The sequence below is a fragment of the Dietzia maris genome (assembly GCF_036287335.1).
In the GTDB taxonomy this organism is placed as follows: domain Bacteria; phylum Actinomycetota; class Actinomycetes; order Mycobacteriales; family Mycobacteriaceae; genus Dietzia; species Dietzia cinnamea.
Genome location: NZ_CP143053.1, coordinates 1,438,451 through 1,451,317 on the forward strand (window position 1 = coordinate 1,438,451; position 12,867 = coordinate 1,451,317).

Annotated in this window: 10 protein-coding genes; 5 read left to right on the forward strand and 5 right to left on the reverse strand. The window is 73.6% G+C overall.

Translation table 11 applies throughout. The features are described 5' to 3' along the window. Positions 1 to 5: 5 nt before the first annotated feature. From VYL96_RS06560 to VYL96_RS06570, 3 genes are read right to left on the reverse strand one after another with little or no spacing between them, the layout of a single operon-like run. Entirely contained in the window at positions 6 to 2,576 is a 2,571-nt protein-coding gene (locus VYL96_RS06560; RefSeq protein ID WP_131885231.1) for a GNAT family N-acetyltransferase, read from the reverse strand. Next, entirely contained in the window at positions 2,573 to 3,970 is a 1,398-nt protein-coding gene (locus tag VYL96_RS06565; protein ID WP_131885230.1) for a lysine N(6)-hydroxylase/L-ornithine N(5)-oxygenase family protein, read from the reverse strand. The genes VYL96_RS06560 and VYL96_RS06565 overlap by 4 nt, the downstream gene beginning before the upstream one ends. Then, on the reverse strand, positions 3,967 to 5,451 hold the full coding sequence (locus VYL96_RS06570; protein WP_131885326.1) for a pyridoxal phosphate-dependent decarboxylase family protein: 1,485 nt from the start codon (positions 5,449 to 5,451) through the stop codon (positions 3,967 to 3,969). The genes VYL96_RS06565 and VYL96_RS06570 overlap by 4 nt, the downstream gene beginning before the upstream one ends. 238 nt (positions 5,452 to 5,689) lie before the next feature. Between VYL96_RS06570 and VYL96_RS06575 the strand changes: the two genes are divergently transcribed. From VYL96_RS06575 to VYL96_RS06595, 5 genes are read left to right on the forward strand one after another with little or no spacing between them, the layout of a single operon-like run. Continuing rightward, positions 5,690 to 6,799 (forward strand): iron-siderophore ABC transporter substrate-binding protein, encoded by a 1,110-nt coding sequence (locus VYL96_RS06575; protein ID WP_131885229.1) that lies wholly within the window; start codon positions 5,690 to 5,692, stop codon positions 6,797 to 6,799. A gap of 5 nt (positions 6,800 to 6,804) precedes the next feature. Further along, positions 6,805 to 7,917, forward strand: a complete 1,113-nt coding sequence (locus VYL96_RS06580) for a FecCD family ABC transporter permease (RefSeq protein WP_131885228.1) — start codon at positions 6,805 to 6,807, stop codon at positions 7,915 to 7,917. Next, a complete protein-coding gene (locus VYL96_RS06585; protein ID WP_131885227.1) occupies positions 7,914 to 8,975 on the forward strand; it encodes a FecCD family ABC transporter permease in 1,062 nt (353 codons plus the stop codon). The genes VYL96_RS06580 and VYL96_RS06585 overlap by 4 nt, the downstream gene beginning before the upstream one ends. 44 nt (positions 8,976 to 9,019) lie before the next feature. Further along, on the forward strand, positions 9,020 to 9,865 hold the full coding sequence (locus tag VYL96_RS06590) for an ABC transporter ATP-binding protein (protein WP_131885325.1): 846 nt from the start codon (positions 9,020 to 9,022) through the stop codon (positions 9,863 to 9,865). Next, on the forward strand, positions 9,862 to 10,800 hold the full coding sequence (locus VYL96_RS06595; RefSeq protein WP_131885226.1) for a siderophore-interacting protein: 939 nt from the start codon (positions 9,862 to 9,864) through the stop codon (positions 10,798 to 10,800). Before VYL96_RS06590 ends, VYL96_RS06595 begins: the two co-directional genes overlap by 4 nt. Here VYL96_RS06595 and VYL96_RS06600 read toward each other — a convergent pair. Together VYL96_RS06600 and VYL96_RS06605 are read right to left on the reverse strand one after the other, a co-directional pair. Further along, positions 10,770 to 11,558: a phosphodiesterase gene (locus tag VYL96_RS06600; protein ID WP_243699607.1), complete on the reverse strand. Its 789-nt coding sequence runs from the start codon at positions 11,556 to 11,558 to the stop codon at positions 10,770 to 10,772. The two genes, VYL96_RS06595 and VYL96_RS06600, sit on opposite strands and share 31 nt — an antisense overlap. 102 nt (positions 11,559 to 11,660) lie before the next feature. Continuing rightward, the gene (locus tag VYL96_RS06605) at positions 11,661 to 12,866 is read right to left on the reverse strand and encodes a Wadjet anti-phage system protein JetD domain-containing protein (RefSeq protein WP_165928442.1); all 1,206 of its coding nucleotides are present in this window, start codon (positions 12,864 to 12,866) and stop codon (positions 11,661 to 11,663) included. Position 12,867 lies beyond the last annotated feature (1 nt).

Below are 12,867 nucleotides of genomic sequence, written 5' to 3' on the forward strand. Positions count from 1 at the left end.
TACCGTCACCCCACGGGTGTCGGGTCGTGCTGCCGGCGCGGTGCCGCATCGCCGCGAGCGCCGGGCGCCGCGCCCTGTCGCCCCGTCGCCTCGTCGGCCGTCTCCCCGGAGCGCGCGGCGAGCGGGTTCGCCAGCGTGCCCGCGAACTGCAGAGAACCGGCCTGATCGGTCAGGTCCACCATTTGCCTGGTGTTGCGCAACTGCAGCCGGTTGAGGCACCAATGCTTGAACCGCGGGGCGAACAGCGCCTCCCAGGTGGGACGGTGCACCTCGCCGTCGTCGCCGTCGTCGCCCGCGTCACCAGGGGCGAGCACCTCCAGGCACCGGCGCGTCTCGTCCCAGAACGCGTCGGCGTCGAGCACGCCGGCGGCGTCGAGGACCCCGGCGAGGTGGCGCAGCACCCCGTCCATCACGTCGGTCTGGATACCCAGGGCGGCGGTCTCGGCGTCCACGACGTGGCGGACGCGCTCGATGCCGTCTGGCAGCGGGAGGTCGCGCACCATCGCCACCTCCTCGCCGATGTCCTTGAACAGCGCGCGCCGCGGCGTGTGGTCGGGCCCCAGCACGACAATGACGTTCTCGCCGTGCGGCATGAACACGAGCCCGTGCGCGAGGAGACACCGCGCGACCGGCAGGACATAGGCGTCGAGCAGCGCGCGAAGCCACGTGCGGGCGTCGTGGCCGGAGCGCTCGAGATGTTCGACGGCGAGGGCCCGCCCGTGCAGGTCCACGTGCAGCATCGAGGCCAGCGTGACGGCCCGCTCGCCGTCGGCCAGTCGGGGGACCGGGCTCTCCCGCCACAACGCGGCGATCATCTTGGTGTGCGGACCCTCGTCGGACACGCCCGCGGCGGCGGCCCGGTGATAGGCGTCGCCGGTGTAGCCGACCGCGGCGACCTCGCGCAGGATCCCGAAGTCGAGCGCTCGCAGGACGGGGTCGGAGTCGACGATCCCGGCCACCCAGTCGTTGACCGCCGGGGTATCGCGCATGTACTTCGGCGACAGCCCGCGGGTGAAGCCCATATTCTGCACGGCCAGGGCGGTCTTGACGTAGCCGCGCTCGGGGCGGGTGACGTCGAAGAACGTGCGCACGGACTGCTGCGGCCGGTACTCGCTGTCGGACTCGCCGAGGTGCACCAGGTCGCGCCGGGCCAGGTCGGGGGCGAACGCCACCGCGATCTTGTGCTCCCACTGCCACGGGTGGACTGGCAGGACGCGGTACCCGGCGGGGTCGAGCCCGAGCGCGCGCAGCCGGTCGTCGCACCGCTCGAGGGCCTCGGCGCCGAACTCGCGGGCGTAGAGCTCACGCTCGTCGAGGCCGGCGATGGTGGCCAGGTGGCTGAGGTCGCGGCGCGCGGCGAGCCACACGAGCCGGACCGTCGAGCGCGACTCCGGGGTGTAGTGGTGCCGGTCGGTCAGGCCGAGGCCCACGCGGCCGTTGTTGGCGACGAAACCAGGGTGCCCCTCGGTCATCGCGCCCTCGACCTCCTGGAGGCCGGACTCGGCGAGCTGCTGCGCGGGCCGGTCGCGGTGGTGCAGGCAGAACGCGGCCGAACCGAGCGTCGCGGCGATCTCCTCGAGGTAGATGCCGAGCAGCGTCTCCGGGATGCCCAGGTCCGGCGCGAGCGCGATGATGAGCTCCTGCGCGTCCGGTTCCGCCGGCACGCCGTCGACCTCGCGGCGCAGCGAGGCCTCGTCGATCACCCAGTGCTCCAGCGGCAGCACGCGAGCGCGGAACGACCACCGCTCGTCGCCGGCGCGGACCGTGTAGGTGTCCGTCGCGGCGTCGTGGACGGGCGCGAGGAGCCGTTCGTGGGAGAACTCTGCGAGGGCCTTGACGCACAGGTGACGGTGGGCGCGGCGCATGGCGTGACCGGTGAGATGAGCGTGACCGGTGAGGTGCGCATGGCCGGCGTGGGTATCCGACGACGACGACGAGATCACCCGCGTCCCGGCGCCGATCTCCGACCCGCGGAACGCCTCGGCGGTGCAGAAGGAGAGCAGTGCCGTCTTGTCGGGCAGGTCGACCGGGCCCGCCTCGCGGAAGCCGGCGCGGGCGTTGAGCCGGTGCACGGCCGTGTTCCGGATGTCGGGCTCCACGACCACCCGGCGGGCCGGCGAGCCGCCGATCATCGGGACCGCGAAGGCCGTGGAGCAGATGGCGCCCATGACCGCGGCCGTCGTGCCGGGGACCGGGGTGCGGGTCGGCGCGACGAGTAGGTGCATGCCGAGGTCGCCGGGCTCGTGCGGGTACCGGCCGTCGAGCTCGACCTCGTCGGGGTCGTAGAACACGGCCAGGCCGGCGCGGAGGCCGTCGATGCGGACGACGAGCACCCGCCGGTGCGGGTCCGACGACCAGTCGACGAGGAACTCCTCGACCTGCGCCGGCGTCGACCCCTGCATGCCCCAGTAGGCCGAGCCGGGGTGGTCGAGCCAGGCGTGCAGCGTGCGGAGGGCGTCTGGGCTGTCTGTGCTGTCTGTGCTGCTTCCGAGGACGAGCGGCTCGAGCGTGACGATCCCGGCCGGGGTGTGGACGGTGCTGACCGGGGTAGGGACTGTGCTGACGGGGTGGCTCATCGTGCCTCCTGGTGCCGGGCGGTCGGCGAGTCGTGTGCGGGGGCGGGTGGGGCGGGGTCGACACCGCCGGCAGGCGCGCCGAACTGCTGGAACGCGATCGACGTCTCGACCGGGTAGACCTCGCGCCCGCCGATCGAGCGCAGGATGATGCTGTTGCGCATCGCCCCCATGCCCAGGTCCGGGGCGGTGAGCCCGTGCGTGTGCTCCTCCGCGTTCTGGACGTGGATCGTCGAATGCGCACGGTCGACGGTGTGATCGCGGGCCACGCGGTACCGGCCCCGCTCGTCCCGGTCGATCTCGTCGGCGATCCCGTCCAGGAACCGCGGCGGGGTGGGGGAGTAACCGGTCGCCAGGACCAGCCCGTCTGTGTGGTGCGTCCAGGGGCGGCCGGTGTCAGCGCAGCTCAGGTCCAGCCGCAGGGCGCCGCCGGCGCTGGCGGTGCCGCCCCGGGTGGCCACGCGAGTGGCGCCGTCCAGGGTGGTGGCCGCCGCGAGCAGGCCGCTGGGGAGGCCGTGAACCGAGCGGCGGTACAGCAGGTCGTGGATCTCGTTGATGAGCTCGGCGTTGATGCCCTTGTACAGCGAGCGCTGCTCCCGCAGCATCCGGTCGCGCTGATCCGCGGGCAGCGCGTGGAAGTGGTCGATGTACTCCGGCGATGTCATCTCCAACGTGAGCTTGGTGTACTCCATCGGGAAGAACCGAGGGGACCGCGTCACCCAGTCGACGCGCGGGCCGTCGACGCCGGCGGACGAGAGCAGGTCGTGGTAGATCTCCGCGGCCGACTGGCCGCTGCCCACCACCGTCACCGATCCCAGCGACAGCAGCTCGTCCCGCCGGTGCAGGTACTCGCTCGCGTGGAGCGCCACCGACCCGTCACCGTCCAGCGGCTCCCGGTCGATCGGCGCCCACGGGGTCGTCCCGATCCCCAGCACCAGGTGCCGGGTGCGATAGGTCTCGGTGCCCTCCGGGGTGATGGCCGTGACCCGGTAGACGGGCGCTTCGTCGTCGTCGCCCCGTCCTTCTCGTCGGACGTCGACCACCTCGCGGCCCCAGCGCAGGCCGCCGACCCGTTCGGACGCCCAGCGGCAGTAGGCGTCGTACTCGGCGCGCAGCGGCTGGAAGTCTTCACGGATGTAGAAGGGGTACAGGCGCCCGATCTGCTTGAGGTAGTTCAGGAACGAGTACGGCGACGTCGGGTCCGCCAGCGTCACCAGGTCGGCCAGGAACGGCACCTGGATGGTGGCGTCGTCGAACATCAGCCCGTGGTGCCACGCGAAGCCGTCGCGGGCGTCGAGGAAGACCGCGTCCAGCCCCAGCGGCTCGGCCAGGCACGCCAGGCCCAGGTTGAACGGGCCGATCCCCACGCCCAGCAGGTCGTGGATCTCTCCCGTCACGTCAGCACCCCCGCGGTCGTGGCCTCGCGCATCCCGGCCGCCAGGTACCGGGCGGCGGAACGGACGTCGGCCAGGACGGCCGCGACGTCCTCGTCGGCGAGCCTGGGATCGAGGACCGTCAGCTTGAGGCACGGCCGCCCGTCCACGACGGTCGCCGCGACGAGCGAACGGCCCTCCGCGAACAGGGCGTCCCGGATCGGGCGGACCAGGGCGTCCGACTCGGCGTCGGAGACGGGCCGCCCGTCCGTGCCGGCCGGGCGGGGGCGGAACAGCACCGTCGACAGGGCCGGCACGCGGACCAGTTCGAGCTCGGCGTCCGCCTCGACGGTGCGGCCGATGCGAGCCGCGACGTCGATCGCGCCGTCCAGCAGTCGGCCGATCCCGTCCGCGCCCATCACCCGCAGCGTCATCCACAGCTTGAGCGCGTCGAAGCGCCGGGTCGTCTGCAGGGACTTGTCCACCGCGTGGTCGTCGCCGTCGGCGGGGTTGAGGTAGTCCGCGCTCACCGTGGAGTGTCGGAAGCCGGAACCGGCGCGGAGCAGCAGCGCCGACGCGGCGACCGGCAGGAAGAAGGTCTTGTGGAAGTCCACGGTCACCGAGTCCGCCAGGTCGATCCCGTCGAGCAGGTCGCGGCGGGTGGGGGAGACCAGCAGCCCGCCGCCGTACGCGGCGTCCACGTGCATCCACACGTCGTGGCGGCGGCAGACCTCGCCGACCGCGCGCAGCGGGTCGATCGCGCCGTGGTCCGTGGTGCCGGCGAGGGCCACGACGGCCGCGACCTCGTGCCCGGCGTCCGCCAACGTGGACAGCATGCGGTCGAGGGTGGCCGGATCCATTTGGTCGCCGTCGCCGGGCAGCGTCACCACGGCGTCCGGGGCCAGGCCCAGCAGGCGCGCGGCCTTGACCACGCTGAGGTGGGCGTGCTCGCCGGTGACGATCCGCAGGCCCGGCAGCCGCGCGCAGCGGTCGCCGGCGTCGTCGCGACCCGGTGCCGGCCGGCTGAGTCGGTCCTCACGGGCGGTGAACAGGCCCTGGAGGTTGGACGCGGTGCCGCCGGTCGTGAACACCCCGTCCGGGCGCCCGGACTCGTCGAACCCGATGAGATCGGTGACCCAGTCGATGAGTCTCTGCTCGATGAGGCACGCGGACGTGCCCTGGTCCCACGTCTCCACGGCCGTGTTCACCGAGGTCGCCAGGGCCTCGGCGGCGACGGCGGGGATGGTGATGGGACAGTTCAGGTGCGCGAGGTACCGCGGATGGTGGTAGCCCACGGCGTGGTCGAGGTAGAGCTCGCGGACCTCTTCGAGCGCCTTGTCGAGAGTGCCGAGCGGGGCGGACAGGTCGACGGCCGCGGTCTGCGCGGCCAGCGCCGACGGAGACGCCGGGGATCGCGGCGTGGTCCGACCGCCGAGGTACCGGCTGACCTCGGCGGTCGCCGCCGCCAGGGCCGCGGCGAGGGCCTCCCGGTTCTCGCTGCTCAACAATGGATCGTTCACGGGTACTCCGACCTACTCGGGGACTTCGGTACCGGCGAACGCTAAGCAGGTTAGGCTTACCTAAACAACAGTTGGGTGAGATGAACCACTTTCTCGCCCAGCGAATGTGGAAATCTTTCTCGTGACCCTTGCGTTATGGCGCGCCTCACCTCTACTGTGGCGCCTGGCTAGGTTAGCCAAACCTAACTAGCTAGACGTGTTCGTTTCAGTGGACGGAGATCCCATGACTGCACCTGCCCGGCGTTCCCGACTCGAGGCGGCGGTGTCCGGCACGGCCCGCCCACGGGCCCGGGCCGTGCTGTTCGTCCTCACCGCGATCGCCGCGCTGCTGGCGCTGCTCGCGGGCTGTTCGACGGGCTCCGTCGACGGGGGCGGCGAGTCGGCCGACACGACCGGCGTCGAGCGGCAGGGCGAGTTCCCGCGCACCATCACCCACGCCTACGGCGAGACGGAGATCCCGGAGGCCCCGCAGCGCGTCGCCACGATCTCCTGGGTCAACGCCGACGTCTCCCTGGCGCTGGGCGTCGTCCCGGTCGGCATGCCCCGCAACTCGTTCGGGGCCAACGCCAACGGTTCCACCGACTGGTTCGACGCCGAGCTCGAGGCGGTGGGTGGCGAGATGCCCGAGCTGTACTCCGAGACCGACGGCATCAACACCGAGGCGATCGCCGCGCTCGAACCCGACCTCATCCTGGGCGCGTACTCCGGCATGACCGCCGAGGAGTACGAGACCCTGTCCAAGATCGCGCCGACCATCGCGATGCCCGAGGGCGACGTGCCGTTCGGCACCGCCTGGCAGGACTCGACCCGGCTGATCGGTGAGGCGCTCGGCCGCAGCGAGGCCGCCGAGGAGCTCATCACCGAGGTGGAGGGCCAGATCCAGCAGGTCGCCGAGGACAATCCGGCCATCGAGGGGACGACCTTCGTCTGGGCGACCGTCGACCCCGAGGCCGCGGAGAAGATCTACGCGTTCACCGACGTCGACAACCGCCCGCGCTTCCTCACCCAGCTCGGGATGGAGCAGGCCCCGGTCGTCGCGGAGGCCTCCAGCGGCTCGCCCGATCAGTTCGCCGTCACGTGGTCGCCCGAGCGCGCCGACGAACTCGCCTCCGACATCCTCATCACCTACGCGACCTCGCCCGAGGTCCGGCAGGCCATCGAGTCCGACCCGCTGCTCGGCCGCATCCCCGCGGTCGAGGCCGGCCGGATGGTCGTCCAGACCGACGAGCAGCAGGTGCTGTCCATCTCCGCGTCGTCCCCGCTGAGCCTGCCGTGGGCGCTGGAGAACGTCGTCCCCGACATCCTCGCCGCCGCCCAGCAAGAGCAGGGCTGACGCCGGTGACCAGCCCCGCGACGCTCACGACCGCGCCCGCCCCCGCCGCGGGCGGGCCGGTCGTGCCGGCCGCACCCGGACGCCGCCGTGTCGTGATCGGCACGGTGGCGTCCCTGGTGCTGCTCGTCGTGGGGATCGCGGCGTCGCTGTTCGTCGGCGCCCGTTCGGTCGACCCCGCCGTCGTGTGGTCGGTGCTGGGCGCGCTGCCCGGCCAGCTGCTCTCCGGCGACCTCGCCGCCGCCGTCGCGCCCGGTTCGGGTGCGGGCATGGACGAGGTCGTCGTGGCCGCCCGCGTGCCCCGGACCATCACCGCGGTTCTCGTGGGCGCCGCCCTGGCCGTGGCGGGCGCGGGACTGCAGGGCGCCACCCGCAATCCCCTCGGCGATCCCGGGCTGCTCGGCCTCACCGCCGGCGCCGCGCTCGGCGTGGTGCTGGGCCTGGCCTTCGCCCCGGCCGCCGGCCCGTCCGTCGTCGCCCTGTTCTCCGTCATCGGCGCGCTGGTGGCCGGGATGGTCGTCGTGGGCGCGGGCCGACTCGGCGCCGACTCCGGGACGGGGCTCGTGCTCGCCGGCGCCGCCGTCACCGCCGGCTGTACCGCTGTCACCTCGTCACTGGTCATCGCCCTGCCCGGCGTCCTCGACCGCTTCCGCTTCTGGGGCCTGGGCTCCGTGGCCCGCTCGGGCGCCCCGGAGATCGGCGCGGCCGTCCCCTTCCTGCTGCTCGGGCTCGTCCTGGTCCTCGCCGGCGCCGCCGCCCTCGACGCGCTCGCGTTGGGGGACGACCTGGCCCGCGGGCTCGGCGTCGGCCCGGTCGCCGGTCGCGCCGTCGTCCTGGGCGGGGTCGTCATCCTGTCCGGGGTCGCCACCGCGCTCGCCGGCCCCATCGCGTTCCTCGGTCTGCTCGTGCCGCACCTGCTGCGCAGGCTGGTCGGGGTGGGCAACCGCGTGGTCCTGGGCCTGTCCGTGCTCGTCGGGCCGGCCGTGCTGCTGTTCGCCGACACGATCGGCCGCGTCATCGCACCGCCCGGGGAGATCGCCGTGGGCGTGATGACCGTGGCGATCGGCGTGCCCTTCCTCATCGCCCTCCTGCGCGCCAACCGGGGGGTGAGCGCCTCGTGAGCGCCGCCGTCCTCGACCGTCCCGCCGAGCACGCCGAGACCGAACGGGTGGTCCGTCGGCTCTCGGCCCACCGCCGTAGGCACGCGCTCGGAGTCGTCGTCGGACTCGTCGCGCTCCTCGTGGCGGTCATGGCGGTGCGCGTCCTGCTGGGCCGCTACACGGTGACCATCCCCGACTTCGTCGCCATCCTCGGCGGCGCGACGATCCCCGGCGCGACGTTCGTCGTGATGGAGGACAAGCTGCCGCGAGCGGTGCTCGGCGCGCTCGCCGGCCTGGCGTTCGGCGCGTCCGGCGCGCTATTTCGGCGCGTCCTGGGCAATCCGCTGGCCAGCCCCGACATCCTCGGTATCTCCCAGGGCGCCTCCGCCGGGGCGGTGGCCGGGATGGCCCTGTGGGGACTGCGCGGGGTCGGTGTCGTGCCCGCCGCCCTGCTGGGGTCCGCCGTCGCGCTCGCGATCGTCCTCGGGGCCTCCGCCGGCCGACACACCGGCATCGTCGGGCAGCGCTTCCTCATCGGCGGCGTCGCGGTCGCGGCCCTGAGCGTCGCCGTCGTCACCCAGCTCATCGCCCGCCTCCCGCTGACCGGCGCGCAGGAGGCAGCGGTGTGGACCGTGGGCTCGCTGTCCGGGGCGTCGGTCCAGCGCATCGCGTGGCTCGCCGTCACCCTGGTCGTGTTGCTGCCGCTCGGCGTGTGGCTGCACTCCGCGCTGCGGCCCGCCGAGCTGGGACCCGAGCTCGCCGTCGGTCTGGGGTCCCGTCCCGTGCCCACCCGTGCCGCGGCCCTGGGTGTGGGCACGCTCCTGGCCGCCGCGGCCACCGCGGTGGCCGGCCCGCTCTCGTTCGTCGCCCTGCTCTCCACCCCCGTCGCCGCTGCGCTCGGCCGCGGCCGGCCGTCCATTGTCGCCGCCGCTCTGACCGGGGCCGTCATCGTGGTGGCTGCCGACATCGTGGCCTCCGAGGCCCTGAGCACCGTCGATCTCCCCACCGGCGTGGTGACCGGCGCACTGGGTGCGCCCGCCATGCTGTGGATCCTCCTGCGTTCGAGAAAGGTGGCCTGATGAGCATTCCCTCACCCGTCGCGCCCGTACTATGCGCCCTGCCGATGGACCCGGAGCCCGAGCCCGATCCGGCCTTCCGGCTGCGTGGCCTCACGCTGGGCTACGGCGCCGAGTCGGTGATCCGCGACCTCGACCTCGACATCCCCGCGGGCCGGACGACCGTGTTCATCGGCGCCAACGGCTGCGGCAAGTCCACCATCCTGCGTGCCCTGGGCCGTCAGCTGCGGCCGCTGTCGGGGACGATCGAGACCGGCGGGCGCGACGTCGCGGCGGTGAAGGCGCGCGAGCACGCGCGCTCGGTCGCGTTCCTGCCGCAGTCGCCCCTCGTGCCCGAGGGGCTCACCGTCGCCGAGCTGGTCGCCCGGGGCCGGCACCCGCACCGCCGCTGGTGGGGTGGGGGCGACGACGACGACACGGCGGTCGCCGAGGCGCTGACCCTGACCGACACCGCCGGTTTCGCCCACCGGCGGGTCGACGAACTGTCCGGCGGTCAACGGCAACGCGTGTGGGTCGCGCTCGTACTGGCGCAGGCCACGCCCACGCTGCTGCTCGACGAGCCGTGCTCGTTCCTCGACCTCGCGCACCAACTCGACATCCTGGACCTGGTCCGCGACCTGCCGTTACCCGCCGGCCACGCCGGGCGCGGGGGAGAGGGCACCGGCCGGCGCACGGTCGTGGCGGTGCTGCACGAGCTCAGCCTGGCCGCGCGGGTGGCCGATCACCTGGTCGCCGTGGCCGAGGGCGGCGTCGTCGCCGCGGGCCCGCCGGACCGGGTGATCACCAAGGAGACACTGCGTCGCGTGTTCGACCTGGACGCCGACATCATCACCGACCCGGCCACCGGCCATCCCGTGGTGCTGCCGCGGGGACGACGGAAGGGGACCACATGACCGCCATCGCCGTAGAGACACCGATCGTCGTCTCGCAGACCCGGGTCCTCGAGGCCCGCGATCTCGGGGACTCGTTCGTCCGCCTCGTGGTGGCGGGTCCCGACCTGCACCGGTGGTCGGCCGAGGTCGTCGACCCCGGCACGGTGCGCGACTGCTACATCAAGCTCATCGTGCCGCCGCCCGGCGGGGGCGGCGTCATCCCGGACGCCGACGGCATCCGGGACTGGCTCGCGCTGCCCGAGGGCGAGCGGGGCTGGATGCGCACCTATACCGTGCGCCGCGCCGACACCGTCGACCTCGACGGCGAGATCGTGCCCGCGCTCACGGTGGACATGGTGGTCCACCCGGGCGACGACGAGGGGCCGGGCTCGGCCTGGGCGAGGACCGTCCAGCCGGGCGAGATCGTCCACATCGCCGGGCCCGGACGCGGACACGCGCCGTGGGCGGCCTGGGCTCCCGGGCGGGCCGCGCGTGTCGTGTGCGCGGGTGACGAGACCGCTGCGCCGGCCCTGCTCGCGATCGCCGACGAGCTCGCCGAGGAGCGGGCGGCGGCAGGGCCCGCCCCCGAGCGTCACGTGCAGATCGTGATCGAGGTGCCCACCACCGGCGATGCCGTGGCGCTCGCCGACGGCGCGCCCGAGTTCGTCACCGTGCTACCCCGCGCGGGCGAGCCCGGCGCCGCGGTGGCGCGGCACCTGGCCGGCGTGCTGGACCTGGGCGACGAGTGCGTGCAGACCGTCCTGGGCGGTCGACGTCCCGCCGAGCGTGAGTGGCAGCCGGCCACCGCCGTGTCGGCCGGCGACCCGTACGTGTTCCTCGCCGGGGAGGCGAGCCTGGTCCGGGCCATGCGCCGACTCGCCGTGGACGCCGCCGGGGTGCCCAAGGAGGCCGTGGCGTTCATGGGCTACTGGAGGCGCGGCGCCGCGGAGCGCTGAGCGCGTCGGCCCGCCGGCCCGGTCACGCCCGGTCGGGGGGGCGGGTACGACGGATCCCGCAGCGCCCTGAGGACGTGCGGGTAGCGCGACCCGGGGAGGCGGTTACCGATGGGGTCGAAGTGCAGGTCCTCGTCGTCGTCCTCCCACGTGTCCACCGTGAGTCGGCCTAGCGTCCGCCACCTGCCGAGGGGCGTGGCGTGCTGCAGCGTCCACGTGCCACCGTCGCCGCCGGGGATCGCGGCCAGTAGGAGCGGTCGTCCCGCGACGAGCACGGGGAACACGGAGGTCATCGTGCGGCCGGTCGTGCGCCAGCCCGCGGTGAGGACGTAGCGGCTCAGCGGGCCCGTCCCCGTACTGGCCAGCAGGATGTCCACGGGTCGTTCGGCGTGGATCCGGACGGCCATGCCGCCGATGTCGGGGACCGCGTCCGGCAGTCCCACCGCCCGCGAGAAGCGGACGGTCGCCGGCCAACGGCCCGTGATGTCCAGCAGCGGGGAGCCCGTGCGTCCGACCCCCGTCACACTCAGCGTGGCCTTCGCGATGACGCCCTTGGGATGCAGTGCCTTGGGGCGGGCCAGTCGTGCCACCGCCGCCACCGCGCCGAACGCCGTACCCACGAGGCTGGACACCGGCGCCGACCGCAGTGCCACCTCCTTCGACTCGGGAGTTTTCGGTACGAGCGCGGACGTGGCAGCGGTGTCGTCCGTGTCGGCCGGGGTGGAGCGGCCGCGGCCGGGTTTCCGGGTCTCTCGGGACATGAGGCCACGATACCCAGCGGCGGGCGGTCGGGAGCGGCGCTGATCACGGGCGGGGCGGGTCGCCAACGAGACGCGTGCTTCCGGGGCCGGGCCGACGCGGGTTCAGTCGAGCGCCGATCGAAGGCGAGGCAGCGCCCAGTCCCACGGGATACGTTCCTGCTCCAGCCGAAGGTCGCCTCGGCCGGTCAGCGCCTCGAGTGCGGCGACCTCGCCCGCGGTGAGTCGCGTGGGCGCGGTGCGGGCGGGCGTGGGCTCGGGGACCGTGAACTCGCCCCAGGCGTCGAGCGTCTCGACGTCCATGAGGACGCTGACCGCGTGCGGCGCGTGGTGTCGGAGTCTGTCGAGGATCGCGAAACCGTGGGAGTCGAGGTCGCCCCAATAGACGATGCGGGCGGTCATCGCCCAGGGCAGTGCGGCGACGGCATCGACCGCGAAGCCCCGGCCGAACAGGCCGACCGCGCCGGGCAGGTCGGGGAGCGCGAGGAACGTGGTGAGATTCTCGACGACGACGAGGGTGCGCGGCCCTTCCGAACCGGGCCACAGCGCGGCGAGCTGATCGACCGGGCTCTCCACATCGCGCAGTGGGAAGTCGATCGAGGGGTCGAGGATCCGCATCCTCACGCGGAGGTCGGAGCGTTTCAGCCCGAGACCGGCGACAGTGACCGCACCGTCGGGGATCGCGCTGTCGCGACCGCTTCGTGCCGCGTCGACCAGTTGCTCGACCACGCGGAGCCGTGATTCGATCCACTTGGTGTCGACTCCGGGGACCGCGATCTCGCGCGCCCGCAATCCCTCCGTGGGATGCGCGAGCGCCCACCGGCAGACGGCGAGCAGGCGCTCCATGTCCGCGTCGCTCAGCTTCTCCCAGGTCGGTGCGGTGGCCGCGGCGGCGAGTCGCAGGACCGACTCGTCGGGGCCCAACCGGAGCAGGTCGGTGGCCCTGGCGAGCATCGCCTCCCAGTGCGCGGCTCGTCCCGCGATCCGCGCGATCGCCCGGCCGCCCCGGACCTCCACGCGCTGAGGGAGAGCGACCGCGCCGAACCCGGGCAATCGGCGTTCCACCCATGTGATCTGTACGTCGAGGGCGTCCTGGGCGGAGTCGAACTCCCGCCACCGCCGGATCCAGTCCGCCGTGCCGGCCGGGTCGTCCGAGGCGCGCGTCGCCGTCGGGGATGCGGTGGAGAATCGCAGGACGTACGCGGCAGCGGAGTCCGGGTCGGCGATCCACTCGCGGTACCGGCGGGCGAACCGGGTGGCGCACGCTTCGGCCAGATCGTCGGGAGCGCGCGGCGTCGTCGGCCCGGCCATG